The organism is Pseudomonas sp. 22526 (genome assembly GCF_052044735.1).
GTDB classification, from domain to species: domain Bacteria; phylum Pseudomonadota; class Gammaproteobacteria; order Pseudomonadales; family Pseudomonadaceae; genus Aquipseudomonas; species Aquipseudomonas piscium.
This window is the reverse complement of record NZ_JBQENK010000020.1, coordinates 1-23723: the sequence shown is the minus strand read 5'-3', so window position 1 is coordinate 23723 and position 23723 is coordinate 1. Positions and strand designations below refer to the sequence as shown.

Sequence of the window (23723 nt, the reverse complement as noted above, 5' to 3'; positions counted from 1 at the left end):
GGGGGAAGACAGGTCAGTGCGCGGTGCCCGAGGTCTGGGCATGTAGCAGGGCTTGGTCGCACTTGGGGCAGAACTCGTGTTCGCCGTCGAGGTAGCCATGCACCGGGCAGATGGAAAAGGTCGGGGTCACCGTCAGGTACGGCAGACGGAAGCGCCCCAGGGCCTTGCGCACCAACTGCTTGCAGGCCGCGGTCGAGGAAATCCGCTCGGCCATGTACAGGTGCAGCACGGTGCCGCCGGTGTATTTGCATTGCAGTTCGTCCTGCAGCTCCAGGGCCTCGAACGGATCGTCGGTATGGCCCACCGGCAACTGCGAGGAGTTGGTGTAGTACGGCGCCTCGCGGCTGCCGGCCTGGAGAATGCCGGGGTAACGCTTGAGGTCTTCCTTGGCGAAGCGGTAGGTGGTGCCTTCGGCCGGGGTCGCCTCGAGGTTGTAGAGATGGCCGGTTTCCTCCTGGAAGCGCACCAGGGTGGCGCGCACATGGTCCAGCAGCCTGAGGGCGAACTGGCGGCCCTGCTCGGTGTGCATGCCCTGCTCGTCGCCACTGAAGTTGCGCAGCATTTCGTGCAGGCCATTGAGGCCGATGGTCGAGAAGTGATTGCGCAGCGTACCCAGGTAACGTTGGGTGTAGGGGTACAGGCCGGCGTCCATATGGTGCTGGATCACCTTGCGCTTGACCTCCAGGCTCTCCATCGCCAGTTCCATCAGCGCGTCCAGGCGTTGCAGCAGGCCGCTGGTATTGCCCTTGAATACGTGGCCCAGGCGCGCGCAGTTGATCGTCACCACGCCCAGGGAGCCGGTCTGCTCCGCCGAGCCGAACAGGCCGCCGCCGCGCTTGAGCAGCTCGCGCACGTCCAGTTGCAGGCGGCAGCACATGGAGCGCACCTGGTTGGGCTGCATGTCCGAATTGAGGAAGTTCTGGAAGTACGGCAGCCCGTAGCGGGCGGTCATCTCGAACAGGCGGTCGGCGTTCTCGCTGTCCCAGGGAAAGTCATGGGTGATGTTGTAGGTCGGGATCGGAAAGGTGAACACCCGACCCTTGGCGTCGCCGGCCTGCATCACTTCGATATAGGCGCGGTTGAGCAAGTCCATTTCCGCTTGCAGCTCGCCGTAGGCAAAGGGCATTTCCTCGCCGCCGATCACCGGGACCTGCTCACGCAGATCCTCCGGGCAGACCCAGTCGAAGGTCAGGTTGGTAAAGGGTGTCTGGGTGCCCCAGCGCGACGGCACGTTGAGGTTGTAGATGAACTCCTGGATCGCTTGGCGCACCTGGGGGTAGCTGAGGCGGTCCTTGCGCACATAGGGCGCCAGATAGGTATCGAAGGAACTGAAGGCCTGGGCCCCGGCCCATTCGTTCTGCAAGGTGCCGAGGAAATTCACCATCTGCCCCAGGGCGCTGCTCAGGTGCCGGGGCGGCCCGGCCNCCCCGGCACGCCATTGAGGCCTTCATGCAACAGGCTGCGCAGGGACCAGCCGGCACAGTAGCCGGCGAGCATGTCGAGGTCATGGATATGCAGGTCCGCCTCGCGGTGGGCGCGGCCAATGGCTTGACTGTAGACCTCGTCCAGCCAGTAGTTGGCGGTGACCTTGCCGGACACGTTGAGCACCAGCCCGCCCAGGGAATAACCCTGGTTGGCGTTGGCCTGCACCCGCCAGTCCTCGCGGTCGAGGTATTCGTTCATCGAGGCCGCCACCTCGACCAGGGTCTTGCGGTCGCGGCGCAGGCGCCCGTGGCGTTCGCGGTAGACGATGTAAGCGCGCATGGCGCAGAAGAAGCCGGCGTCCATCAGCACCCGCTCGACCCGGTCCTGGATCTGCTCCACATGCAACCGCGCATGCTCCTCAAGGTGCGCCAGCACCACTTTGAGCAAGGCTTCGGCCTCGACTTCGGCGTACTCGCCGCTGGCCTTGCCGGCGGCGATCAACGCCTGGCGGATCTTGTCCGCATCGAAGGCAACCAAGCTGCCATCGCGTTTGTGCAGGCGGTTGTTGCCCACCCTGATCAGCGTGCTGTGCATTTGACCTCCACATACTACATATAGATATTTTTAATTCTTAAAACACAAGATGCAGTGAGATTACGGAGAGTGCGTTGGATTGCCATTGATCGTGATCAAGTTTTTTTGGGGTGGTGTGCATATCCGTTTCTGCGGTAACGGCGGCTTAGGGTTCCGCCCTTACGGCGGGTCACTTTGGAAGAGCGCCAAAGTAACCAAAACGCTCTGCCCCACCACTCGGTGCCTCGCCTAGGCTCGGCATGCCCTCACTCCGGCATTGATCCGTGGGCCGCCGCCACAGGCCATCCATGGCCTGGGGCGGCTAACCCGGCATCCCTGCCGGGTTACCCACGGCTCAATGCCTGCGTTCGGCCATCGTGGTTAACGGGGCCTTCAGATCAAAAGCCAAAGCAAGAGCAAGAGCAAGACGGCGGCCTGCCGGCCGGCCTGGGGGTGAGTGCGCTCCCTGTAGCCGCTGCCGAGCGCAGCGAGGCTGCGATCGAGGCCGAAGGACTCGCCAGGCAGGCACCGCGTTTCCCCAGATCCTACGAGGTGTCAGGTTTAGCGGCCCTGCGGGCCGATCGCAGCCTCGCTGCGCTCGGCAGCGGCTACACAAAGCCTGTCCGGCAGAAAAGCCGTAGCGTGGCAAAAGCAGCAAGCTTCGCCCGGCTTTGGCTTTGGCTTTTGATCTTGATCTACCCGCCCCATTCCCAGAGGCCGAACGCAGGTCTTGCGCAGGGGGCACCTCGGCAGGGATGCCGAGGTAGCCGCACTGGGCCAGGGATGGCCCATTGCGGCGGCCCCCGGAGCAAGACCGGAGTAAGGGCATGCCGAGCACTAGCGAGGCACCGAATGGTGGGGCAAGACCTTTTGGTTACTTTTGGGGCGTTTGCCAAAAGTGACCCGCCGTAAGGGCGGAACCTTAAGTAGCCGTTACCGAAGAAATGGATATACACACAGTTTCACCCCCCACTCATATTCATAAACCGCACCAACTGCACCGTACCTCCGGGGCTAAAGTCGTGGCGCCATGGCTTGCGCCGCAAAGCCTGCTGCAAGGCATCGATCAACGGCTGGTCGTCCAACGGATAACGACGCAGCAAACCGCGCAGGTCCAGGGCATCGTCCTGCCCCAGGCACAGCAATAGCTTGCCTTCGACGGTCATCCGTACCCGATTGCAGCTGCCACAGAAGTTGTGGCTGTTGGGCGAGATAAAGCCGATGCGCGTTTGCGGATGGCGCTCCAGGCGCACGTAACGCGCCGGCCCGCCGCTGTTCTCGGTGCTGTCGAGCAAGGCATGGCGGCTGGCGATCAGCGCCCGCACCTCGTCGCTGGAGCAGAAGGACTCGCCCCGGGAACGGCCGACGTCGCCCAGGGGCATTTCCTCGATGAAGCTGATGTCGATGCCCTGCTCGATGGCGTACTGCACCAGTTGCGGCACCTCCTCGAAGTTGCGCCCCTTCATCACCACGCAGTTGAGCTTGACCCGCTCGAACCCCGCCCCGCGCGCCACCTCGATGCCGCGCAGCACCTGGTCGAGATCGCCGTTGCGGGTGATGGCGCGAAACTTCTGCCCGTCCAGGCTATCGAGGCTGATGTTCATGCGCTTGACCCCGGCCTCCGCCAGCGGCCGGGCCAGGCGCTCGAGCTGCGAGCCATTGCTGGTCATCACCAGTTCGCGCAGGCCCGGCAAGGCGGCGATGTTGCGGCACAGGTCGACTATGCCCGGGCGGATCAGCGGCTCGCCGCCGGTGAGGCGGATCTTGCGCACGCCCTGGCCGACGAACAGCGCCGCCAGCCGCTGCAACTCCTCCAGGGTCAGCACCTGCTGGCGCGGCAGGAAGGTCATGTTCTTCGCCATGCAATACACGCAGCGAAAATCGCAACGGTCGGTCACCGACATCCGCAGATAGTCGATCTGCCGCCCGAAGCCGTCCTGCATCAGATTGCTCATGGCCTTCCCCTTACTGCACCAGCGGCGAGTCGGCGCCTTGCAGCTGAATGCCACGGATGTCCGCGGCGCCGATCAGGGTTTGCAGGTACTGCACCACCGCCTTCTGCCAGACGCCCTGTTGCAGCTGGTTGCGGATCGCCGTCGCCACTGCCTCGTAAGGCAAGGCCTGGCCCTCGACCCGCTGATCGACGCTGACCACATGCCAGCCGTAACGGCTCTCCAACGGCTTGGCCGCCAGCCCCGTCGGCAAGCCGAACAGCTGGCGCTCCAGCTCCGGCACGGTCTGGCCCTTGCTGATCTGCCCCAGGGAGCCGCCCTGGGCTTTCGACGGGCAAGCCGAATACTTCAGCGCCAGCTCAGCGAAGCTGTCGGGCAACTCGTCCAGGCGTTGCAGCAGGATCTCCGCCTGGACCTGGGCCGTGCTGCGCGCCCCGGCATCGTCCGGCGCGCATTCGAGCAGGATGTGCCGCACCGCCAGCAAGGGCGCGCTGTGAAAGCGCCCGCGGTTGTTGTCGTAGTAACGCCAGCACGTGGCCTCGTCGCACTCCGGCACCTGCACCTCGCGTTCGAGCAGCAAGCGGGTGGCGGCCTCCTCCTCGTTCTCGCCGGCGCCGATCTGCAGGGTCAGGCCGAGTTCGGCGATGCGCTGCTGCAACAGCTCGCGGATCACCAGCGCCCTGGCCGCCTGATACACCGCCTCCTCGCGGCTGGGCGCCGGGTGATATTGCAGCTCCTGGGCCAGCGCCTGCGGGGTGATCGGCACCTGGTTGACGCTGATGATCGGCCACTCCTGCTCACTGCTGGCGATCAGTTGCACAGGCGCCTCGCTGCCGGCCACGGGCTCAGGGCTCGGTGGCGTGAAAGCCTGCACGCCCACTTCCACTTCACTTTCTGGCAGCAGCGGTTCTTCGCGAGCCGAAGAACCGCAACCGCCGCTGCCGCCTTTACCGCCGCCACATCCACATCCAGACATGACAACCTCCTCAGATTTTCTGCCGCACGATTTGATAACGCCGTCCCAGGTACCAGACCGGCGCGCTGACCATGTGCACCAGGCGGGTAAAGGGGAACAGCACGAACAGGGTCAGGCCGAGGAACACGTGCAGCTTGTAGGTCAGGCCGACCGGCGCGATGGCCGCCGCCGCATCCATGGGCCGCAACATCACAGTGTTCTGCGCCCAGTCGGCGAGCATCACCATCACCGAGCCGTCCATATGGGCGGTGGAAGCGACTATGGTCAAAAGGCCGAGCAGCAACTGCGCCAGCAGCACCAGCAGGATCAGGATGTCCGAAGGGCTGGAAGTGGCGCGCACTCGCGGATCGGTGAGCCGGCGCTTGATCAGCATCAGCAGGCCGATCAGGCACAGCAGGCCGAAGAAGCCGCCAGAGACCATCGCCAGTAACTGCTTGTGCTCGGTGCTGATCACATGGTGATAGACCGAGGCCGGGGTCAGCAGGCCGACGAAGTGCCCGGCCAGGACGAACAGCACGCCGACATGGAACAGGTTGCTGGCTACGCGCATGCCACGGTTGTCGAGCATCTGGCTGGAGCCGGCCTTCCAGCTGTACTGCGACAGGTCGAAGCGCGCCCAGCTGCCCAGCAGGCAGATCGCCAGGGCGACATAGGGATAGATCCCGAACACCAACAGATTCCACTTAGACATTGCCCACCTCCCCGGCTGGCGCGGCGGCCAGCCCCTGATGCTGAAAATCCACCCAGTGCAGCGGTACCGCGCTTTCCTCCCGGGGCTTGCCCGGCGCGCTTGGCATGACGCTGCAACGTTCCTGCTGCTCAGCCTTGAGAAAGTCCACCGCCTCCTCTTCCCAGACCTTGTCCAGGGCTTCGAGAGAGTCGTCCCGTTGCTCGGCCGCCACCTGCTCGCGCAGATCGGCCACCGCCTGGTGCGGCTCCTCGCCAGCGATCTGCAGCAAGGCGCGGAAGCAACTGGCGTAGGCGCTCTCACGCTCCTCCAGGCGCGCCGCGAGCAAGGCCAAGAGGTGCGCGACATCGGCCAGGCCCTCGCGGGCCTCGAGGTCGTCGCGGGTGGAGAGGAACTCCAGGTACAGCGGGATGTAGTCCGGCAGCTCCTTGATGCCGATGGCAAAGCCGGCGGCTTCGTACTGGGCGAGCATATCGACCATGGCCTGGCCGCGGTCGCGGGACTCGCCGTGCACATGCTCGAACAGCAGCAGCGACAGCGAGCGGCCACGACCGAACAGCGCGCCGTAATGCTCCTGGCCATCCATCAGGTCGTTGTTGCACAGCAGCTCCAGCAGTTCGAACAGCGCGCCGCGCTGCTTCGGGCTGATTTCCCGGGCCTGGATGATCGCCTGCTCCAGCTCGTCGCGACCCTCGATCAGGGTTTCGCTCGGGTAGTCGAGCAGCAGCGAAATCACTTTCAGGATGCGCATGCTCATTCCTCCCACAGCTGCACGGTTTTCAGGACGTCGCGGCGGTTGGCCTTCTTCGCCCCGAACATGTTGGTGTCGGAGCTGCCGCTGCAGCCGCTGCCGAAACTGAAGCCGCAACCGGAACGCTCGGCGAAGGCATCGCTCATGGCTTCCTCGCGGTGCGCGCTGGGCACCACGTAGCGGTCTTCGTAGTTGGCGATGGCCAGGTAGCGGTACATCTCCTCGACCTGACTCTGGCTCAGGCCGACCTCTTCGAGCACCTGCAGGTCCTGCACGCCTTCGACCTGCTCGGCCCGCTTGTAGGCACGCATCGCCAGCAGGCGCTTGAGGGCGCGCTTCACTGGCTTCTCGTCGCCCGCGGTCAACAGGTTGGCCAGGTAACGCAGGGGAATGCGCAGGCTGTCGACATCCGGGATCACCCCGTTCATGCCCACGGTACCGGCGGCCGCGGCGTTCTGGATCGGCGACAGCGGCGGCACGTACCAGACCATCGGCAAGGTGCGGTATTCCGGGTGCAACGGCAGCGCCAGCTTCCAGTCCACCGCCATCTTGTACACCGGCGAGCGCTGCGCGGCGTCGATCACCGACTGCGGCACCCCGTCTTCCAGGGCCTGGCGGATCACCGCCGGGTCATGCGGGTCGAGGAAGATTTCCAGCTGCTTCTCGTACAGGTCCTGCTCGCTGGCGGTGCTCGCCACCTCGGCGATGCGGTCGGCGTCATACAGCAGCACGCCGAGGTAGCGGATGCGCCCGACACAGGTCTCGGCGCACACCGTAGGCATGCCCGCCTCGATCCGTGGGTAGCAGAAGATGCACTTCTCCGACTTGCCGCTCTTCCAGTTGAAATAGATCTTCTTGTACGGGCAGCCGCTGATGCACATGCGCCAGCCGCGGCACTTCTCCTGGTCGATGAGGACGATGCCGTCCTCTTCGCGCTTGTAGATCGCCCCGCTCGGGCAGGACGCCGCGCACGCCGGGTTCAGGCAGTGCTCGCACAGGCGCGGCAGGTACATCATGAAAGTGTTTTCGTACTCGCCGTAGATGTCCGCCTGGATCTGGTCGAAGTTCTTGTCCTTGCGCCGCTTGGCGAACTCGCTGCCGAGGATTTCCTCCCAGTTCGGCCCCCACTCGATCTTTTCCATGCGCTTGCCGGACACCACCGAACGCGGCCGCGCGGTCGGCTGGTGGTCGCCCAGGGGCGCGGTGTGCAGGTGCTGGTAGTCGAAGTCGAACGGCTCGTAGTAGTCGTCGAGGCTCGGCAGGTCGGGGTTGGCGAAGATGTTCGCCAGCACCCGGAACTTGCCGCCGATCCGTGGGTTGATCGAGCCGTTGGCGTTGCGCACCCAGCCGCCCTTCCACTTGTCCTGGTTTTCCCATTCTTTCGGGTAGCCGATCCCCGGCTTGGTCTCGACGTTGTTGAACCAGGCGTATTCCATGCCTTCGCGGCTGGTCCAGACGTTCTTGCAGGTGATCGAGCAGGTATGGCAGCCGATGCATTTGTCCAGGTTCAGGACCATGCCGATTTGTGAACGAATCTTCATGACAACTCCTCAATCCATCTCGGTCGGCAGGGGGCGTGGCAGCTCATCGCCGTCCGAGCCATCGAGCCAGTCGACGCGGGCCATCTTGCGCACCACGACGAACTCGTCGCGGTTGCAACCGACCGTGCCGTAATAGTTGAAACCGTAGGCCTGCTGGGCATAGCCGCCGATCATGTGGGTCGGCTTGAGCACCACCCGGGTGACCGAGTTGTGGTGGCCGCCGCGGGTCTTGGTGGTCTCGGAACCGGGCACGTTCACGATCCGTTCCTGGGCGTGGTACATCATCACCATGCCCTCCTTGACCCGCTGGCTGACCACCGCCCGGGCGGTCGCCGCACCGTTGGCGTTGAAGCATTCGATCCAGTCGTTGTCCTCGATGCCGGCGCGTTGCGCGTCGATTTCCGAGAGCCAGACAATCGGCCCGCCACGGCTCAGGGTGAGCATCAGCAGGTTGTCGCTGTAGGTGCTGTGGATGCCCCATTTCTGGTGCGGGGTGATCCAGTTCAGGACGATTTCCGGGTGGCCGTTGCTGCGCTTGCCCTTCACCGCCTCGATGGTGCGGGTGTTGACCGGCGGCCGGTAGCTCATCAGCTGTTCGCCGAACGCCTGCATCCACGGGTGGTCCTGGTAGAACTGCTGGCGACCGGTGATGGTGCGCCACGGGATGTTCTCGTGGACGTTGGTGTAGCCGGCGTTGTAGCTGACGTGATCGTCCTCCAGGCCCGACCAGGTGGGGCTGGAAATGATCTTGCGCGGCTGCGCCTGGATATCGCGGAAACGGATCGCCTCGTGGGCCTTGGACAGCGCCAGGTGGCTGTGGTCGATGCCGGTGAACTCGGACAGCGCGGCCCAGGCCTTGACCGCCACATGGCCGTTGGTTTCCGGGGCCAGGGACAGGATCACCTCGGCGGCGTCGATCGCCGTGTCGATCTTCGGCCGGCCCTGGCTGAGGCCCGCCGCGCCCTCGCGGTAATTCAGCTCGCCAAGGAATTTCACCTCCTCGTCGGTGTTCCAGTTGATGCCCTTGCCGCCGTTGCCGAGTTTTTCCAGCAGCGGGCCGAGGGAGGTGAATTGCTTGTAGATATTCGGGTAGTCGCGCTCCACCACTTGCAGGTTCGGCGCGTTCTTGCCCGGCTGCGGAACCTCGCCCGCGGTCTTCCAGTCGGTGCCGCCGAACGGCTGGGCCAACTCACCGACGCTGTCATGCATCAATGGCACGGTGACCAGGTCCTGCTCCACGCCCAGGTGCCCCACCGCCATGCTGGAGAACGCCTTGGCGATGCCCTTGTAGATCTCCCAGTCGGAACGGGATTCCCAGGCCGGGTCGATGGCCGCCGACAGCGGGTGGATGAAGGGGTGCATGTCCGAGGTGTTCATGTCGTCCTTCTCGTACCAGGTGGCGGTCGGCAGGACGATGTCGGAGTAGACGCAGGTCGAGGACATGCGGAAGTCCAGGGTGGTGACCAGGTCGAGCTTGCCGATGGCGCCCTCGTCCACCCATTCGGCCTCTTGCGGCTTGCAGTCGCCGACCTGGCCGATGTCCTCGTTCATCACCCCGTTACGGGTGCCGAGCAGGTACTTGAGCATGTACTCGTGGCCCTTGCCCGAGGAACCCAACAGGTTGGAACGCCAGATGAACATGTTGCGCGGGAAATTCTGCGGGCTGTCCGGCTGTTCGCAGGCAAAACGCAGGCTGCCTTCGTGCAGGCTCTTGACCACATAGTCCTTGGGCGCCATGCCGGCCGCGGCGGCGTCGCGGCAGATGTGCAGCGGGTTGCTGTTGAGCTGCGGCGCGCTGGGCAGCCAGCCGGCGCGTTCGGCGCGGATGTTGTAGTCCAGGGCGTGCTCGGGGAACTGGCTCTTGTCGGCCAGCGGCGAGAGCACGTCGTGCATGCTCATCTTCTCGTGGCGCCATTGCGAGCTGTGGGCGTAGAAGAAGCTGGTGCCGTTCATCTGCCGTGGCGGACGGCTCCAGTCCAGGCCGAAGGCCAGGGGCAGCCAGCCGCACTGCGGACGGAGTTTTTCCTGGCCTACGTAGTGGGCCCAGCCGCCACCGGTCTGGCCGACGCAACCGCAGAGCATGAGCATGTTGATCAGCCCGCGGTAGTTCATGTCCATGTGGTACCAGTGGTTCATCGCCGCGCCGACGATGATCATCGAGCGCCCACGGGTCTTGTCGGCGTTGTCAGCGAACTCGCGGGCGATCTGGATCGCCTTCTCGCGGCTGACGCCGGTGATCTGTTCCTGCCAGGCCGGGGTGCCGGGCACGCTGGCGTCGTCGTAGTCCTTGGCCACGTTGGCGCCGCCCAGGCCACGGTCGATGGCCAGGTTGGCCGCCGACAGGTCGAACACCGTGGCGACCTTGACCTGGCTGCCGTCGGCCAGGGTCAGGCTGCGCACCGGCACCCGGCGGTATTGCACGGCATCGCCGGCCACATGCTGGAAGTGCTCCTGGGTTTCGCCGGCGAAATAGGGGAAGGCCACCTCGGCGACATCGCCGCCGATCAGGCTCAGGCTCAGGTCGATCTCGCGGCCCTCGCCGCCTTCACGGGCGAGGATGTTCCACTTGCCCTGCTCGCCCCAGCGATAGCCGATGGAGCCCTGGGGCGACACCAGCTCGCCGCTGGCGTCGATGGCGATGGTTTTCCATTCCGGGTTGTTGTCCTGGCCGAGGTTGCCGGCCAGGTCCGAGGCGCGCAGGAAGCGGTCCGGCTGGTAGCCGGCCCCCGGCGCGGTGCCGAGCATGGGCTTGAGCAGCACCAGCACCGGCAGGTCGGTGTAGCGCTTGGCGTACTCGGTGAAATAGGCGCTCGGGCGGTCGAGGTGGAACTCCTTGAAGATCACATGGTTGAAGGCCTGGGCCAGCGCCGCGTCGGTACCCTGCTTGGGGTTGAGCCAGAGGTCGGTGAGCTTGGCCACCTCCGAATAGTCCGGGGTGATGGCCACGGTCTTGGTGCCCTTGTAGCGCACCTCGGTGAAGAAGTGCGCGTCGGGGGTACGGGTCTGCGGAACGTTGGAACCCCAGGCGATGATGTAGTTGGAGTTGTACCAGTCGGCCGATTCCGGCACGTCGGTCTGCTCGCCCCAGACCATAGGCGAAGCCGGCGGCAGGTCGCAGTACCAGTCGTAGAAGCTCAGGCAGGCGCCGCCGATCAGCGACAGGTAGCGGGCGCCGGCGGCGTAGCTGACCATCGACATGGCCGGGATCGGCGAGAAACCGACGACCCGGTCGGGGCCGTATTGCTTGATGGTGTAGACGTTGGCCGCGGCGATGATCTCGTTGACCTCATCCCAGCTGGAACGGATGAAGCCGCCCATGCCGCGCTTGCTCTTGTAGGACTCGGCCTTGGCCGGGTCCTCGACAATGCTCGCCCAGGCTTCCACCGGCGCCATGCTCTGCCGTGCCTGGCGCCACAGCTTGAGCAGCGGCTTGCGGATCTTCGGGTACTTCAGGCGGTTGGCGCTGTAGATGTACCAGCTGTAGCTGGCGCCCCGCGGGCAGCCGCGCGGCTCGTGGTTGGGCAGGTCGTTGCGGGTGCGCGGGTAGTCGGTCTGCTGGGTTTCCCAGGTGATCAGGCCGTTCTTCACGTAGATCTTCCACGAGCAGGAACCGGTGCAGTTCACCCCGTGGGTGGAGCGCACGATCTTGTCGTACTGCCAGCGCGAACGGTAGACGTTCTCCCAGTCGCGGGACTCCTTGCGGGTTTCCCCGTGGCCCTCGGCAAACTCGCTTTGCTTGCGGTTGAAGAACCGCAGTTGATCCAACAAATGACTCATGGTGCTTTCCTCTCAGGCTTGCCGCGGGGTTCTGTGCCCCACCGGGCAAGGTTTGGATTCGGTCGTGTCAGCAGGGAGTCGCCGCGCCTTTGCGCGCGTACCACCACCAGGTCACCACAATGCAGCTCAGGTAAAAGCCGACGAACATGTAGAAGGCCATCTCCGGGCCGCCGGTCTGGGCCATGGAAGTGCCGAAGGATTTGGGGATGAAGAACGCGCCGAAGGCGCCCATGGCCGAGCTGAAGCCAAGGACCGCGGCCGACTCCTTGCCGGCGTTCTTCAGCGCCTGCTCGCGCACCGCCGAGCTTTGCCCGGCGGCGGCCTTTTCGTGCAGGGTGCGGAAGATCACCGGGATCATGCGGAAGGTGGAGCCGTTGCCGATGCCGGTGGTGATGAACAGCAGCATGAACAGGCCAAGGAAACCGTAGAAGTTGCCGCCAGTGCCGTTGTGCGGCAAGAAGTGCAGGACCCCGAACACCATCACGATCATCGCCACGAAGTTCCACAAGGTGACCCGGGCACCGCCCAGCTTGTCCGCCAGCCAGCCGCCCAGCGGCCGCACCAGGGCGCCCACCAGCGGGCCGAGGAAGGCGAATTTCAGCGCCACCACGTCCGGGAAGGCGGTCTTGATCAGCAGCGGAAAGGCCGCCGAGAAGCCGATGAACGAGCCGAAGGTCGCCAGGTACAGCCAGCACATCAGCCAGTTGTGCTTGCGCTTGAAGATCACCGCCTGCTCGCTGAACGAGGCCTTGGCGCTGGACAGGTCGTTCATGCCGAACCAGGCCAGCAGGGTCACCGCGATAATGAAGGGCACCCAGAGGAAGCCGGCGTTCTGCAGCCACAGCTGGCTACCGTCGGCCAGCACCTGGGGCTGCCCGCCGAGCCAGCCGAACAGGCCGAAGGTGATCACCAGCGGCACGCAGAACTGCATCACCGACACCCCGAGGTTGCCCAGCCCGGCATTCAGGCCCAGGGCCGTGCCCTGCTGCGACTTGGGGTAGAAGAAGCTGATGTTGGACATGCTCGAGGCGAAGTTGCCGCCGCCGAAACCGCAGAGCAGCGCGATCAGCACGAACACGCTGTAGGGGGTGTTCGGGTCCTGCACGGCAAAGCCCATCCACAGCGACGGCAGCAGCAGCGAGGCGGTGCTCAGGGCGGTCCAGCGGCGGCCGCCGAAGATCGGCACCATGAACGAATAGAACACCCGCAAGGTGGCGCCGGACAGCCCCGGCAGCGCCGCCAGCCAGAACAGCTGGTCGGTGCTGAAGCTGAAGCCGATGGCGTTCAGGCGCACGATCACCGTGCTCCAGACCATCCACACGGCAAAGGCCAGCAGCAGCGCGGGAATCGAGATCCACAGGTTGCGGGTCGCTGTCTGCTTGCCGCTGCTCCCCCAGAAAGCGGGGTCTTCCGGGCGCCAGTCATGAATCACCGGGCCTGAATCGGGCTTGTTAAGAACCGACATGTTCTTCTCCTTGGGCAATGCTGGAAAACGGGGACGAGATGGCCGGCGGCTGTTTGCCCAGCAGCGGGCGCTTGCGGATTTCGCTGAGGTACATCCAGGTGAGCGACACCCAGACCACGCCGTACATCAACATGAAGCAGGAAGAGCGCACGCCGGTGAGGTCCACCAGGGCGCCGAACAGGATGGGCAGGACGAAGCCGCCCAGGCCGCCGGCCAAGCCGACGATGCCGGACACCGCGCCCATGTTTTGCGGATAGTCGTTGGCGATGTACTTGAACACCGAGGCCTTGCCGAAGGCGAAGGCGATGCCCATGACGAACAGCAGCACGGTGAACAGCGCCGGGCTGAGGCCAATGTGGAAATCCAGGGAGCCGTCGACGGTGTGCACTTGCAGCTGGGTCTGCGGGTAGGACAGCAGGAACAGGCAGATCCAGCTGACCCAGAGCACCCACCAGGTCACGCTCTGGGCGCCCCAGCGGTCCGACATCCAGCCGCCGACGGCGCGCAGCACGCCGCCCGGCAGGGAGAAACAGGCGGCCAGCAACGCCGCGCTCTGCAGGCTGAAACCGTATTCCTGCACGTAGTACTGGGTCATCCATAGCGCCAGGGCCACGTAGCCGCCGAAGACGATCGAGTAGTACTGGCAGTAGCGCCACACCGCCGGATCCTTCAGCGCGCCCAACTGCTCGCGCAGGGTGGCGCCGGAAGCGCTGCGATGGGCCTTGTTGTCGGCGCTGAGAAACCAGAACAGCAGCGCGGTGATGAACAGGATGGCGCTGAAGGCTTTCGGCACCAGGTGCCAGCTGCCGGCGGCGATCAGCGCCGGGGCGAGAAACTTGGTCAGCGCAGCGCCGGCGTTACCGGCGCCGAAGATACCCATGGCGAAGCCCTGGTTGTCCTGGTCGAACCACTTGGCGACGTAGGCGATGCCCACCGAAAACGAACCGCCGGCCAGGCCGACGAACAGGCCCAGGACCAGGAACTGCCAGTAGGCCGTGGCGTGGCTGATCAGGTACAGCGGCAACACGCAGCACAGCATCAGCAGGAAGAACACGCTGCGCCCGCCAAAGCGGTCGGTCAGCAGGCCCAGCGGCAGGCGCGCCAGCGAACCGGTGAGCACCGGGGTGGCGGCCAGCAGGCCGAACTGGGTTTCGTTGAGCTGCAGCAGCTCCTTGATCGGCACACCGAGCACCGCGAACATCATCCAGACCATGAAGCACACCGTGAAGGCCAGCGTACTCATACCCAGCACCAGGCCTTGTCGCACACGCGGTTGGGTCATCTCGCTCTCCCGTCAGTCATTCATGGCCGCAGACTAGAGAGGCGAACCCGGTAAAAACTTGACCCGGATCAAGGAAGCCCGGGGCCTGGTGGGCCTATGCTTGCGCCGCCTACCTCCAACGAGGTAGTGCCTTAAAACCTCTGAACCCTTTGTTTATCAGGCTCTTGCCTTGGCTCCACGAGGCAGCTGTACGAATCCGATGGACAACAACTCTTTAGAGGTAGAGCGCCAGGGACCGGCGGCAAAACCATCGCCAGCCGTCCCTGGAGCCTGCTATGTCCGCCCTCCTCTCATTCACTCAGCGCCCGCGCCCATGATCCGCTGGCTGCGCAGTTCCCTGCCCGCCCGCGCCGGCCTGGCGGTGATCCTGATCGCCGTATTGGCGCTGGCCAGTTCCCTGAGCGCCGGGCTGATCGCCTGGTTCAGCCAGGGCGACGCGGCGGCCATCAACACCGCGGGCTCGGTGCGCATGGAGACCTACCACCTGAGCTGGAAGCTGGCCGCGGGCGCCAGCGCCGAAGACATCGAACGTATCCGCCAGAGCCTGCAACAGCGCCTCGACAGCCAGTCGCTCAAGGCTGTGCTGGAAGACGGCGCCGACCCCGACCTGCTGGGCAGCTACCGGCAGATCCAGCAACGCTGGAACGACGAATTGCAGCCGGCCCTGGAACGGCACGATGCCGCGGCGTTCCAGGCCCTGGCCCTGCCCTTCGTCGAACAGCTGAACCAGTTCGTCAGCCTGCTGCAACGCCAGAGCGAACATAAGCAGACCTGGCAACAGCTGATTCAGGGCGCGGCGCTGTTCACCACCCTGTTCGTCCTGCTGCTGGGCCTGTACGAGCTGCAATACAGCGTGGTCACGCCGTTGCAGGAACTGGTGGAAGCCACCCAGGGTTTTCGCCGCGGCGACTTCCAGGTGCGGGTCAACCACCAGTCTCAGGACGAGCTGGGCCAACTGGCCACCAGCTTCAACGCCATGGCCGAGACCATCGAACAATCCCACCGCACCCTGGAAACCCTGGTGCGGCAAAAGACCCACAACCTGCAACAGGCCAATGCCGCCCTCGAGCTGCTGTACCAGAGCAGCCGCAGCCTGGCCACGCGGCTGGCCAACGCCGAAGGCCTGGACGAACTGATCCGGCGTTTCCAGCAGCGCCTGCCGGGGCTGCGCCTGTCGCTGTGCCTGCAAGGCCAGTTACAGGCCCCGGCGCAGCAACTGATCGCCCTGCATGGCGCCAGCAGCCGGGATGTCTGCGCGGTCAGCGATTGCGCCACCTGCCAGCGCCACCAGCAACTCAGCCGGCAGCGTTTCAGCATCAGCAACCAGGGCAGCGAACTGGGCGAGCTCAAGGCGCACTTCCTCGACGGCCATGCCCCGCAAGCCTGGGAAACCGAACTGATCCAGGCCCTGGCCAACCTGATCGGCACCTCGCTGTCGCTCAAGCGCCAACGCGAACAGGACCATCGCCTGCTGCTGTTCGAAGAGCGCGCGATCATCGCCCGCGAGCTGCACGACTCCCTGGCCCAGGCCCTGTCCTACATGAAGCTGCAGGTCAGCCGCATGCAGACCCTGATGCGCCGCGGCGAACCGGTGAGCACCCTGGAGAACGTCACCGCCGAACTGCGCGAGGGGGTGAACAATGCCTACCGCCAGTTGCGCGAACTGCTGACCACCTTTCGCTTGCAGATCCACGATGCCGGGCTGGTGCGCGAGCTGGAAGCGACCACCGAGGAGTTCTCGCGCCGCGGCGACTTCCAGGTGCACCTGCACGTCGACAGCCTGGCTTTCGAGCTGTCGGCCAGCGAGCAGATCCACCTGTTGCAGATCACCCGCGAGGCGCTCTCCAACTGCCTGCGCCACGCCCACGCGGAGAATGTCTGGCTGCAGCTGCGCCAGCACGGCGAAACCCTGCGCCTGTCGATCGAGGACGATGGCCGCGGCTTCAGCAGCGACCATCACAACAGCGGCAATCAACGCGAACACCACGGCCTGAACATCATGGATGAGCGAGCCCGCAGCCTGCATGGCCAGTTGCAGATATTTTCCAGGACGCCCCAGGGCACCCTGGTGCAGATGGAATTCCGTCCGGAGTTTCTCGGAGTCCCCACAGAAGGTAGCGCCGCATGAACCCATCCCCCACCTACCGGATCCTGCTGGTCGACGACCATCCGATGATGCGTCGCGGCATCCGCCAGATGCTCGAACTGGAAGACGACCTGCAGATCGTCGGCGAGGCCAGCCACGGCGAAGAAGCCCTGGGCCTGATCGAGCCCTTGCAGCCCGACCTGGTGCTGCTCGACAACAACATGCCGCAACTCAACGGCATCGAGACCCTGCGCCGCCTACGGACCATGGACTACCGCGGCAAGGTGCTGCTGTTCACCGTGTCCGACGCCGAGGACGACATTCGCGACGCCCTGCGCCTGGACGCCGACGGCTACCTGCTCAAGGACATGGAGCCCGAGCTGCTGATCCAGTACCTGCGTGATGCCTTGAACGGCGCCCTGGTGATCAGCCCGGGGCTGACCCGGGTCATGGCCCAGGCCCTGCGCTCACCGCCGCGCCAGCCGGAGGTCGAGCTGACCGAGCGCGAGCGCCAGGTGCTCAAGACCATCGCCAGCGGCTACAGCAACAAGGTCATCGGCCACAAGCTGGGCATCACCGAAGGCACGGTCAAGGTCCATGTGAAGAACCTGCTGCACAAGCTCGGCCTGCGCTCGCGGGTCGAGGCCGCCGTGTGGGCCATGGAGCACCTGCGCAACGCCGGCTGAGCCGCGCGCTGCGCGCTGCGCCTTTTAGCCCCTCCTGCCTCTTTAGCCCTTTAGAGGTAGGCCGGCGGAGGCATAGGCCATGGCAGCCCCGCGCTCTACCATGGCCGGCAGCGGAGGTACCCATGCTGACCCACCCTTCCATCGTGTTGTTCTTGCGGCGCCATCATCTGTTCAGCCAATTGCCGGAGCCGGTCTTCGAAGAGGTCTGTGCCCAGGCCATGCTCAGGCGCCTGGCCAGCCACGGCACCCTGATGCACCAGGGCGACCCGGCCAAGCGCTTTTTCCTGTTGGTCAGCGGCCAGGTCAAGCTGTACCGCATCAGCGGCGAAGGCCAGGAGAACCTGGTGGAGATCATCCAGCCCGGGCAGACCTTCGCCGAGGCCCTGCTGTTCAGCCAGGCGCGCTTCTACCCGGTGAATGCCACCGCGCTGAAAGACAGCGTGTTGATCAGCATCGACGGCAACCATTACCGCCACGCCCTGGAAGACCAGCCCCAGGTGTGCCTGGCGATCCTGGCGAGCATGAGCATGCACCTGCACCAGCGCCTCAAGGACATCGACACCCTGACCCTGGGCAGCGCCAGCCGGCGGGTGGTCAACTTCCTGTTGCAGGAACGCGATCCCCTCAGCGGCGAGGTGGTGCTACAGGTATCCAAGCGCCTGGTGGCCTCCAAGCTGGGGATCCAGCCGGAGACCTTCTCGCGCATCCTCCATCGCCTGGTGGACAGCGGCCTGATCGCCATGCAGCGGCGCAATATCCTGATCCTCGGCGAGGACAAACTGGCCGCCTACCAGGGTTAACGGCCAATAAAGTACTACCAGCGAATACCGTACCTGTAGGAGCGCAGCTTGCGCGCGATGAACCTGAGGGCAATGCGGGGTGTCAGGCTGCGCGCGTCATCGTTGACGACCATCGCGAGCAAGCTTCGCTCCTACAGGGGGTAGCCGGAGCCGCACAGGGTCTTGTAGTCGCTACCCAGCGCAGCGAGGCTGCGAACGAGGACTGGCCGGACACCTGTAGGAGCGCAGCTTGCTCGCGAGGCGTCGTCTCAGGCACCCCGCGTTACCCCAGTTGCTGGCGCCTGCAAAAAGCATTGCCCGGCGCCCCGCGACTCAACCCGCCGCCAGCCCCCTGCCCGCCCGCTCCAGATTGCGCCACAGCCAGACCGGCAACACCTCCGGATCAAGGCTGTCGATCAGGTTCTTCAGGGTCAGGCCCAGCTCGGTATCGCCCTCGATCACCAGGCGCCGGCGGAAGAACAGGGTGTCCGGGTCTTCCTGGCGGCTGGCCAGCAGCAGGAATTCGCGCCAGTTGCCGCTGATGGTCACATCGGCACGGGCCCGCGCGGCAATGCGCAGGCCGTCGCGGTCGCGGGTCACGTACCAGGCCAGGCCCAGGTCGGGAATGCGCAGGCACAACCAGCGCCGGCGCAACAGGTCGAATTCGCCGGCGCGCATCGGCTCGGCCAGGCAGCGGTTGAGCCCCTGCTGCAAGGCCAAACGTTGCACGCCGAAGGGCACCCGCCGCAGCAATGGCAGCACCCGGTCGGCGCCGCGCAGCAGCCATTCCTTGCGTTTGAATTTCCCACTCAGCACAGGCCCACCTCCTCGACACGCAACATGCCGGCCTGGCCATGCCAGTAACCGTTGCAGCCCTCGACGAACAGCGGTGGCGTCGCGCCCTGGAGTACCTGCTGATAGGCCTCGATCACCTCGCCCATGCCCTGGGCCCGCGGGCTCAGGCGCAGCAGGTCGGCGCCGCAGGCCACCAGCCCGGCGTAGTCCGCCAGCAGATTGGTGACCTCGGCGGACATGGTCTGGATGCCATTGAGGGTGAACAGCGCCTGGCCTTCCTGGCTGCTCAGCGCCAGGCCGTCGGGGTACTGGATGCAGCAGAACTGGCAGTCGTCCTTGGGCCGGTCCTGGGCCCGGGCGGTGAAGCAGCGCGCGGAATAGGCCAGGGGCAGATGCCCATAGGCGAAGACCTCGACCTCGGGCACCGCCTGGCCCAGCTCGCGCAGCTGATCCAGCACCGCGCGGATCAGCGCCGCCGAACACTCCACCGGCGGCACCCAGCGGATCATCCCGCACCCCTGCAACTGGGCCAGGGCGTGGCCGTTGTACAGGTTGAGGGCCGGACCGCCAACGAATGGCAGCTTGCGTTCGGCGAGGAACTGCACCGCGCCCATGTCGTTGGCCTCCACCAGCAGCTCGCCGTTGTCGCACAGGCGCCGCAGGCTGGACAGCTCCGAGGCGGCTTCGATCAGGGTCAGGCTGGACAGCACGATCTGCGCCTGGCTACAACCCTGCAGCTCGCGCCCCAACCCCAACCACTGGTCCAGGGACAGCGCCCGGCGTTTCGAACACACGGTTTCCCCCAGGTAAATAACATCCAGGGGCAAGGCCGACATCTCGGCATAGAAACGCCCCAATTGTTCCTTGTCCCAGTAGAACAGGACGGGGCCCAGGCTGAGCTTCATCGCGAATTCCTCATTGCCATGATCGATGGTAGGCACCCAGGGTGGTCTGGCTGCCCTCGGACAGAGCGGCCAGCACCAGGCGCCACTGGTCCTTGACCGCGAAGCTGGCGGGCGCGGCGCGATGGGCATCCAGCGCCGCGCGCCATACCCGGGTGACCTGCTCGACATAGGCCGGGCTGCGCTGGCGACCCTCGATCTTCACCGCCTCGACGCCAATGGCCGCCAGCTCCGGCAGCAGGTCCAGGGTGTCGAGGCTGGTGGGTTCCTCCAGGGCATGGAAGCGCCGGCCTTCGACCAGGAAGCGCCCCTTGCACAGGGTCGGGTAACCGGCCGCTTCATTATCGGTGTAGCGGTCGATCAGCACTTCGCTGAGGCGCGCGCTCAAGCCTTCGGCGTCCTCGCTCCAGCGCACCGCCTTGGCCGGCGAGCAGACGCCGCACAGGTTCGGCGACTCGCCGGTGATGTAGGAAGACAGGTGGCAGCGCCCCTCGGCCATGATGCACAGGCTGCCAAAGGCGAACACCTCGATCGGCACCCTGCTGCTTGCCGCCACCTGGCGCACCTGGGCCAGGGACAGCACCCGCGGCAGCACGGCGCGGCGGATGTTGTAGTGCTGGGCGTAGAACGCCAGGGCGCTGGCATTGGTCGCCGAGCCCTGCACCGACAGGTGCAGGTTCAATTGCGGGTGGCGCTGGCTGGCATAGGCCAGGACGCCCGGATCGGCGGCGATCAGCGCGTCAACCCCATGATCGGCGGCGCGGTCCACCGCCCGTTGCCAGCGCGCCCAGCCCTGGGGCTGGGGGTAGGTGTTGACCGCCACATAGAGTTTGCGTTGGTGCTGGCGAATGTGCGCGACCGCCGCGTCGAACTGCTTGTCGTCCATGTTCAGGCCGGCGAAATGGCGGGCGTTGGTGTCGTCGCGAAAGCCGACGTAGACGGCATCGGCGCCTTGGCGCACCGCCGCTTTGAGCGCAGGCAGGTTGCCTGCGGGGCAGACCAGTTGCATGGGGGTTCCTCATCAAAGAACGCGCCGGGGCGACGCGTATGCTGCGATCGGAAATGCGCTGCCAGTCTAGCCAGACCGGCAGCCACGGCCTTGACCGCAATCAATTGCGGTCACTGCATCAGTTCGGCGAACGACAGGAAGGGCACAGGCTCGCCCAGGCGCACCTGGCGCTCGCACTCCACCAACGCCAGACCATCGGCCCAACAGGCGGCAGTGAGCATCGCCGAGCTTTGCTGGGGGTGCAGTTGCACCCTGGCCTGGGTGTCCTCGCCGAGCACCAGGCGGGCACGCAGATACTGGCGGCGGCGGTTGTGCTGCAACCATTCGAAGTCCGCGGGCAACGCCATGGTCCGCGGCAGCACATCCGTCACGCCCTGGGCCCGCAGCAGGAACGGCCGCACCACCACCAGCGCGGTCACCAGCGCCGCCGAGGGGTTGCCCGGCATGCCGATCCACGGCTTGCCGGCCACTTCGCCAAAGGCCAGGGGCTTGCCCGGCTGGATCGCCAGGCGCCAGAAATCCACGTTGCCCAGCTCCTCGATCGCCTGTTTGAGGTGGTCCTCCTCGCCCACCGAGACCCCGCCCGAGGTCAGCAGCAGGTCGCACTCCGACGAGGCCAGGCTCAAGGCATGGCGGCTGGCCGCCAGCTCATCGGCCATCACCCCGTAGTCCTGCACCTCGACGCCCCAGCCGCGCAACAGCGCCGACAGGCAGTAGCGATTGCTGTTGTAGATCTGCCCTGGCGCCAGGGGCTGGCCGGGCTCGCGCAGCTCGTCGCCGCTGCTCAGCAGGCACACGCGCAGCGGCCGATAGACCTCCACCCGGGCGATCCCGGCGGCAGCCAGCAACCCCAGTTCCTGGGCGCGCAGGCGCTTGCCGGCCTTGAGCAACAGATCGCCGCGCCGCACTTCCTCGCCCTGCTGGCGCACGTGATCGCCCATCGTCACTGGCGGCAACCAGAGCTGCCCGTCCTCGACCCGGCAACTCTCCTGGGGCACCACCGTATCGGCCCCCGGCGGCAAGGGTGCGCCGGTGAAGATGCGCACCGCCTGCCCCGCCGCCAGGGGCGTGTCCGCCGCCTGCCCGGCGGCGATCCGCCCGCCCAGGGTCAGGCAGCCACCGGCGGGCGGCAGGTCGGCGGCGCGCAAGGCGTAGCCGTCCATGGCGCTGTTGTCCCAGCCGGGCAGGTTCAGTGGCGAATGGATGTCCGCCGCCAGCACCCGGCCCAGGGCCTGCTCCAGGGCGATGCCCTGGGTCGTGGGCGGTGGCGGCACCTGGTCCAGCAGATGGGCGATGGCCTGGTCCACCGGGATCAGTTGGCCGCTGTCGCAGCCACAGCCAGTCACGACCGCACCCCACAGGCCTCGATGTTCTGTTGCGGCTCCTTATGGGGCTGCGGCTTGAGATGGGGGGCGAAATTGCATGGGCCGGTGCGGCTGTCCAACTGCGGGCGCAGGATCATGTTCCAGGCGGTGCGACAGGCCCCCGGCGAGCCCGGCACGCACACCACCAGCACGCCGTTGCTGACCCCGGCCAGGGCCCGCGACTGCAGGCTGGACATGCCGATTTCCTCCACCGACACCTGGCGGAACAGCTCGCCAAAACCTTCCACATGCTTGTCCAGCAGCGGCAGCACCGCCTGGGGCGTGTTGTCCCGCGCGGTAAAACCGGTGCCGCCGGTCATCAGCACCACCTGCACCTCGGGGTCGGCGATCCACTGCGAGACGCGGGCGCGGATCTGGTAGATGTCGTCCGGCACCAGGCCGCGATCGATCAGCACATGGCCGGCGCTCTGCAACAGGTCGCTGAGGGTCTGGCCCGAGGTGTCGGTGTCCAGGGTGCGCGTATCGCTGATGGTCAGCACGGCGATGTTCAGGGGGTGAAACGTGCGTTGCGCCAGATGGGCCATATCCAAGCCTTCCCGTGAATGAGATAGGCCCCAGCCTGAACCGAATCCTTGGAGGAACCTATTCCTCCAAGGAGGTACCTCGACGGGACGACAAAGCTCAGGGCGCCAGCCGGCCATGGCGCCAAATGCCCTGGTGCAGGCGGTAGTCCAGGCGGTCATGCAGGCGGTCGCTACGCCCTTGCCAGAACTCCATGCGCTGCGGGCGCAGGCAGTAGCCGCCCCAGTGTTCCGGGCGCGGCAGCGGCTGGCCGTCGAAACGGCTGGTGGTAGTGGCCAGCAGCGACTCCAGCTGTAGCCGGTTGGCCAAGGGTTGGCTTTGCGGCGACGCCCAGGCGCCGAGGCGACTGGCCAGGGAGCGAGAATCGAAATACACATCCGACAGCCGCGGCGCTAACCGCGAGACCAGCCCTTCGATCCGCACCTGGCGCTCCAGGGCCGGCCAGAAGAAGGTCATGGCGGCCCGGGGATTGGCCGCCAGCTCCAGGCCCTTGGCGCTCTGGTAGTTGCCAAAGAAGGTAAGACCCTCATCGCTCAAGCCCTTGAGCAACAGCACCCGGCAATGGGGCTGGCCCTGCTCGTCGACCGTGGCCAGGCACATGCTGTTGGCCTCCACCGGCGCCTGCTCGGTGTCACGGGCCTGTTGCAGCCACTGCTGGAACAGCGGCAGCGGATCGTCCGGCACGGCCTCGTCGGACAGGCCATCGCGGCAGTAGTCACGGCGCATCTGGGCCAGGGAAAGGGGCATAAGGGTGATCTCCGTTGGGGTTTGCCGCAGTCTGCGAGGCGGCGCCTGGCATGACCTTGATCGCCATCAACGGCGGGTAGCGATTGCCTCCCTCATTGACCACCGCCATTCTTCTGTAGGAGCAGCCGGTCGACGCTCGATTGCTCGCGATAAACCTGAGAACGCCGCGGAGTGCCAGGTTATGCGCGTCATCGTTGACGACCATCGCGAGCAAGCTTCGCTCCTACAGAAGCAGCTGCTCTAGCGCAACACATCTGCAGCCGCTGCCGAGCGCAGCGAGGCTGCGATCGAGGACGCAGTCCTCGCCGGGCCAGTGCACGGATCTACCTGAAACACCGCGTCGCCTGATTGGCGGCTGCTGCGTCGGAGTGCCGCCCAAGCC

General features: G+C 65.7%; 17 protein-coding genes and 1 pseudogene. 3 read left to right on the top strand and 15 right to left on the bottom strand.

Going from position 1 to position 23723, the window contains the following annotated elements; genetic code table 11:
* Positions 1–13: 13 nt before the first annotated feature.
* The 9 genes and pseudogenes from ACTJKT_RS25100 to ACTJKT_RS25060 form a co-directional block, all read right to left on the bottom strand.
* A pseudogene (locus ACTJKT_RS25100) lies at positions 14–2019 on the bottom strand (ribonucleoside triphosphate reductase).
* Between the two features lie 941 nt (positions 2020–2960).
* Positions 2961–3953, bottom strand: coding sequence for a GTP 3',8-cyclase MoaA (gene moaA, locus ACTJKT_RS25095; protein WP_440788957.1), 993 nt, complete (start codon positions 3951–3953; stop codon positions 2961–2963).
* A gap of 10 nt (positions 3954–3963) precedes the next feature.
* The gene (locus ACTJKT_RS25090; protein ID WP_440788956.1) at positions 3964–4926 is read right to left on the bottom strand and encodes a peptidylprolyl isomerase; all 963 of its coding nucleotides are present in this window, start codon (positions 4924–4926) and stop codon (positions 3964–3966) included.
* A 10-nt stretch (positions 4927–4936) separates the two neighbouring features.
* Positions 4937–5617: a respiratory nitrate reductase subunit gamma gene (gene narI / locus ACTJKT_RS25085; protein ID WP_009049445.1), complete on the bottom strand. Its 681-nt coding sequence runs from the start codon at positions 5615–5617 to the stop codon at positions 4937–4939.
* Positions 5610–6365 (bottom strand): nitrate reductase molybdenum cofactor assembly chaperone, encoded by a 756-nt coding sequence (gene narJ / locus ACTJKT_RS25080; protein WP_440788955.1) that lies wholly within the window; start codon positions 6363–6365, stop codon positions 5610–5612. The genes narI and narJ overlap by 8 nt, the downstream gene beginning before the upstream one ends.
* A gap of 2 nt (positions 6366–6367) precedes the next feature.
* On the bottom strand, positions 6368–7906 hold the full coding sequence (narH, locus tag ACTJKT_RS25075; protein WP_097303912.1) for a nitrate reductase subunit beta: 1539 nt from the start codon (positions 7904–7906) through the stop codon (positions 6368–6370).
* A 9-nt stretch (positions 7907–7915) separates the two neighbouring features.
* Positions 7916–11683, bottom strand: a complete 3768-nt coding sequence (locus ACTJKT_RS25070) for a nitrate reductase subunit alpha (protein ID WP_440788954.1) — start codon at positions 11681–11683, stop codon at positions 7916–7918.
* A 67-nt stretch (positions 11684–11750) separates the two neighbouring features.
* Positions 11751–13148: a NarK family nitrate/nitrite MFS transporter gene (locus ACTJKT_RS25065; protein WP_440788953.1), complete on the bottom strand. Its 1398-nt coding sequence runs from the start codon at positions 13146–13148 to the stop codon at positions 11751–11753.
* On the bottom strand, positions 13135–14430 hold the full coding sequence (locus ACTJKT_RS25060; RefSeq protein WP_440788952.1) for an MFS transporter: 1296 nt from the start codon (positions 14428–14430) through the stop codon (positions 13135–13137). The genes ACTJKT_RS25065 and ACTJKT_RS25060 overlap by 14 nt, the downstream gene beginning before the upstream one ends.
* A gap of 313 nt (positions 14431–14743) precedes the next feature.
* Here ACTJKT_RS25060 and ACTJKT_RS25055 point away from each other — a divergent pair, with 313 nt between their 5' ends.
* The 3 genes from ACTJKT_RS25055 (at position 14744) to ACTJKT_RS25045 (ending at position 18002) form a co-directional block, all read left to right on the top strand.
* Positions 14744–16558, top strand: coding sequence for a HAMP domain-containing protein (locus tag ACTJKT_RS25055; protein ID WP_440788951.1), 1815 nt, complete (start codon positions 14744–14746; stop codon positions 16556–16558).
* Complete coding sequence (narL, locus tag ACTJKT_RS25050) at positions 16555–17202, top strand: two-component system response regulator NarL (RefSeq protein ID WP_009049452.1); 648 nt, start codon at positions 16555–16557, stop codon at positions 17200–17202. The genes ACTJKT_RS25055 and narL overlap by 4 nt, the downstream gene beginning before the upstream one ends.
* A gap of 122 nt (positions 17203–17324) precedes the next feature.
* Positions 17325–18002: a Crp/Fnr family transcriptional regulator gene (locus tag ACTJKT_RS25045; protein ID WP_440788950.1), complete on the top strand. Its 678-nt coding sequence runs from the start codon at positions 17325–17327 to the stop codon at positions 18000–18002.
* A gap of 312 nt (positions 18003–18314) precedes the next feature.
* On the opposite strand, the gene ubiT is transcribed toward ACTJKT_RS25045, so the two are convergent.
* From ubiT to pdxH, 6 genes are all read right to left on the bottom strand, one after another.
* Positions 18315–18797, bottom strand: a complete 483-nt coding sequence (gene ubiT / locus ACTJKT_RS25040) for a ubiquinone anaerobic biosynthesis accessory factor UbiT (protein WP_440788949.1) — start codon at positions 18795–18797, stop codon at positions 18315–18317.
* Positions 18791–19681 (bottom strand): U32 family peptidase, encoded by an 891-nt coding sequence (locus ACTJKT_RS25035; protein WP_440788948.1) that lies wholly within the window; start codon positions 19679–19681, stop codon positions 18791–18793. The genes ubiT and ACTJKT_RS25035 overlap by 7 nt, the downstream gene beginning before the upstream one ends.
* 10 nt (positions 19682–19691) lie before the next feature.
* Positions 19692–20687, bottom strand: a complete 996-nt coding sequence (gene ubiU, locus ACTJKT_RS25030; protein WP_053279562.1) for a ubiquinone anaerobic biosynthesis protein UbiU — start codon at positions 20685–20687, stop codon at positions 19692–19694.
* Positions 20688–20797: 110 nt separating this feature from the next.
* A complete protein-coding gene (locus ACTJKT_RS25025; RefSeq protein WP_440788947.1) occupies positions 20798–22033 on the bottom strand; it encodes a molybdopterin molybdotransferase MoeA in 1236 nt (411 codons plus the stop codon).
* Positions 22030–22596 (bottom strand): molybdenum cofactor biosynthesis protein B, encoded by a 567-nt coding sequence (gene moaB / locus ACTJKT_RS25020; protein ID WP_440788946.1) that lies wholly within the window; start codon positions 22594–22596, stop codon positions 22030–22032. The genes ACTJKT_RS25025 and moaB overlap by 4 nt, the downstream gene beginning before the upstream one ends.
* A gap of 97 nt (positions 22597–22693) precedes the next feature.
* On the bottom strand, positions 22694–23341 hold the full coding sequence (pdxH, locus tag ACTJKT_RS25015; protein WP_440788945.1) for a pyridoxamine 5'-phosphate oxidase: 648 nt from the start codon (positions 23339–23341) through the stop codon (positions 22694–22696).
* Between the last annotated feature and the right edge of the window lie 382 nt (positions 23342–23723).

Bases quoted from the DNA above. Each gene is read 5' to 3' on its own strand.
- narJ (WP_440788955.1), bottom strand. From the start codon at position 6,365: ATGCGCATCCTGAAAGTGATTTCGCTGCTGCTCGACTACCCGAGCGAA.
- ACTJKT_RS25065 (WP_440788953.1), bottom strand. From the start codon at position 13,148: ATGTCGGTTCTTAACAAGCCCGATTCAGGCCCGGTGATTCATGACTGG.
- ACTJKT_RS25045 (WP_440788950.1), top strand. From the start codon at position 17,325: ATGCTGACCCACCCTTCCATCGTGTTGTTCTTGCGGCGCCATCATCTG.
- ACTJKT_RS25090 (WP_440788956.1), bottom strand. From the start codon at position 4,926: ATGTCTGGATGTGGATGTGGCGGCGGTAAAGGCGGCAGCGGCGGTTGC.
- moaB (WP_440788946.1), bottom strand. From the start codon at position 22,596: ATGGCCCATCTGGCGCAACGCACGTTTCACCCCCTGAACATCGCCGTG.
- narL (WP_009049452.1), top strand. From the start codon at position 16,555: ATGAACCCATCCCCCACCTACCGGATCCTGCTGGTCGACGACCATCCG.
- ACTJKT_RS25060 (WP_440788952.1), bottom strand. From the start codon at position 14,430: ATGACCCAACCGCGTGTGCGACAAGGCCTGGTGCTGGGTATGAGTACG.
- ubiU (WP_053279562.1), bottom strand. From the start codon at position 20,687: ATGCAACTGGTCTGCCCCGCAGGCAACCTGCCTGCGCTCAAAGCGGCG.
- moaA (WP_440788957.1), bottom strand. From the start codon at position 3,953: ATGAGCAATCTGATGCAGGACGGCTTCGGGCGGCAGATCGACTATCTG.
- ACTJKT_RS25055 (WP_440788951.1), top strand. From the start codon at position 14,744: ATGATCCGCTGGCTGCGCAGTTCCCTGCCCGCCCGCGCCGGCCTGGCG.
- narI (WP_009049445.1), bottom strand. From the start codon at position 5,617: ATGTCTAAGTGGAATCTGTTGGTGTTCGGGATCTATCCCTATGTCGCC.
- pdxH (WP_440788945.1), bottom strand. From the start codon at position 23,341: ATGCCCCTTTCCCTGGCCCAGATGCGCCGTGACTACTGCCGCGATGGC.
- ACTJKT_RS25070 (WP_440788954.1), bottom strand. From the start codon at position 11,683: ATGAGTCATTTGTTGGATCAACTGCGGTTCTTCAACCGCAAGCAAAGC.
- narH (WP_097303912.1), bottom strand. From the start codon at position 7,906: ATGAAGATTCGTTCACAAATCGGCATGGTCCTGAACCTGGACAAATGC.
- ACTJKT_RS25035 (WP_440788948.1), bottom strand. From the start codon at position 19,681: ATGAAGCTCAGCCTGGGCCCCGTCCTGTTCTACTGGGACAAGGAACAA.